We start from the raw sequence: 2,462 nt of genomic DNA on the forward strand, positions 1-2,462 counted from the left end.
GGGCTGCCGGACCTCGGGCTGCTGCTGGCCGAGCGCCAGGACCTGTCGATGCTCGGAGCGCTGTCGGTGGCGATCCAGAACTCGCCGACCCTCGGCGACGCCATGGAGTGCACCTCGCGCTACCTGTTCATCCACGCGCGCGGCCTGAGCGTCGAGGTGGTCGAGGACCCGCAGGGCGCCGACGGCGTGATGGGAGTGCGGTACGAGCAGATCGGTCTCGGTGACGAGTACCGCCAAGGCCTGGACGTCGGGCTCGGCTTCCTGCACCGGATGATGCGTTTTCTGTTGTCGGGCGACTACGGGCTGCGCGGGGTGGAGCTGTCGCACCACCCGCTGGCGCCGGTGTCGCGGTACGAGGAGTTCTTCGGCGCCCGCGTGCTGACCGCCCGCCCGGCCGCGGTCCTGCGGGTGCCGGTCAGCCTGGCCAGCCGGCGGATCGACGAGGCCAACCAGGCGGTGCGCACCGTCGCGCTGGCCTACCTCGACCAGCACGGCCCCGCTCCCGGCCGCGGGGCCGCGGCCCAGGTGGAGGCCGCGCTCCGCCAGTCGTTGGGCACCACCACGGTGCAGATGGCCGACGTCGCCGCGCTGCTGGCGGTGCACCCGCGCACGCTGCAGCGGCAGCTGGACGCCGAGGGAACCAGCTTCGCGGCGATCCTCGACGAGCTGCGCCGCACGCGCGCCCGCACCTATCTGACGACCTCGGACATGCCGATGGGTCAGATCGCCGCCGCACTCGGTCTGTCCGAGCAGTCGGCGCTGAGCCGCAGCTGCCGGCGGTGGTGGGATCAGTCGCCCAGCGAGATCCGCGCCGGACGCCGGTAGACTGGCCTCGGACTTCGGCCGGTCACGCACCGGCGCGTGCACCACGTGCACGACCCCGAACGCACTGACCTGCGCCGACGACGGCGCCCGCCCCCCACCTCCGTCTGGAGCCCCATGTCCACCGATTCAGCCACGTCGCGCCGCGACGAGCACACCGTCATGAGCGCGTTGCGCTCGCCTCGCCGCCTGCGCATCGAGGTCCTCGCCGGCCTGGTCGTGGCGCTCGCCCTGATCCCCGAGGCCATCTCGTTCTCGATCATCGCCGGCGTCGATCCCCGCGTCGGGCTGTTCGCCGCCTTCACGATGGCGGTCTCGATCTCCTTCCTCGGCGGCCGACCGGCGATGATCTCGGCAGCCACCGGCGCGATCGCGCTGGTGATCGCACCGGTCATGCGCGAGTACGGCCTGGACTACCTGATCGCCACCGTGCTGCTGGGCGGAGCCATCCAGGTGCTGCTCGCGGTGCTCGGCGTCGCCAAGCTGATGCGGTTCATCCCGCGTTCGGTCATGGTCGGCTTCGTGAACGCGCTCGCCATCTTGATCTTCCTGGCGCAGCTGCCCTACCTGATCGATGTGCCGTTCCTCGTGTACCCGATGGTCGCCGTGGGAATCGCGATCATGGTGCTGCTGCCACGCGTCTTCACCGCGATCCCGGCGCCGCTGGTGGCGATCGTGCTGCTCACAGCCTTCACGCTCTTGGCCGCACTGACTCTGCCGGACGTCGGCGACGAGGGCGAGCTGCCCGACAGCCTGCCGACCCTCCTCATCCCCGACGTGCCGTTCACGTGGGAGACCCTCCGAATCATCGCGCCGTACGCGCTGGGGGTTGCCGTCGTGGGTCTGCTGGAGTCCTTGATGACTGCCAAGTTCGTGGACGACATCACCGACACGCACTCGGAGAAGACCCGCGAGGCTTGGGGCCAGGGTGCGTCCAACATCATCACCGGATTCTTCGGTGGCATGGGTGGCTGCGCCATGATCGGCCAGACGATGATCAACGTGAAGGTCTCGGGTGCACGGACGCGCATCTCCACGTTCATGGCCGGTGTCTTCCTGCTGGTCCTCGTGGTCGGCCTCGGCGACGTCGTGGCCATCATCCCGATGGCAGCGCTGGTCGCCGTCATGATCATGGTGGCCGTGGGCACCTTCGACTGGCACAGCATCGCTCCGGCGACCCTGCGGCGCATGCCGAAGAGCGAGACCTTCGTGATGGCGTCGACCGTGCTGGTCGTCGTCGCCACCGAGAACCTCGCCATCGGCGTCGGCGTCGGCGTGCTGGTGGCCATGACGCTGTTCGCCCGCCGCGTGGCACACCTGGCCTCGGTGGAGCGCGAGATCGTCGAGGACGAGCACGGTGGGGCCCGGGCGGTCTACACCGTCTTCGGCGAGCTGTTCTTCGCGTCCAGCAACGACCTGTACACACAGTTCAAGTACGCCGACGACCCGGACCGGATCGTCATCGACCTCACCGGTTCGCACGTGTGGGACGCCTCGACCGTCGCAGACCTGGACAGCATCACGACCAAGTACGACCGCAAGGGCAAGTCGGTCGAGATCATCGGCCTGAACGCGGCCAGCGCCTCAATTCACGGTCGACTCACCGGAGAGCTCGCCGCCCCCTGAAACTGCGCTTGGGG

The 2,462-nt window shown here is 69.3% G+C and carries 2 protein-coding genes; both read left to right on the top strand.

Features of this window, described 5'->3' with window-relative positions:
* A partial coding sequence (locus WB508_RS00245) for an AraC family transcriptional regulator ligand-binding domain-containing protein (protein ID WP_423842858.1) occupies positions 1-825 on the top strand: 825 nt, incomplete at its 5' end.
* Positions 826-984: 159 nt separating this feature from the next.
* Entirely contained in the window at positions 985-2,448 is a 1,464-nt protein-coding gene (locus tag WB508_RS00250; protein WP_423842859.1) for a SulP family inorganic anion transporter, read from the top strand.
* The last annotated feature ends 14 nt before the right edge of the window (positions 2,449-2,462 follow it).

It is taken from the genome of Aeromicrobium sp. (assembly GCF_049586495.1).
Taxonomy (GTDB): Bacteria; Actinomycetota; Actinomycetes; order Propionibacteriales; family Nocardioidaceae; genus Aeromicrobium.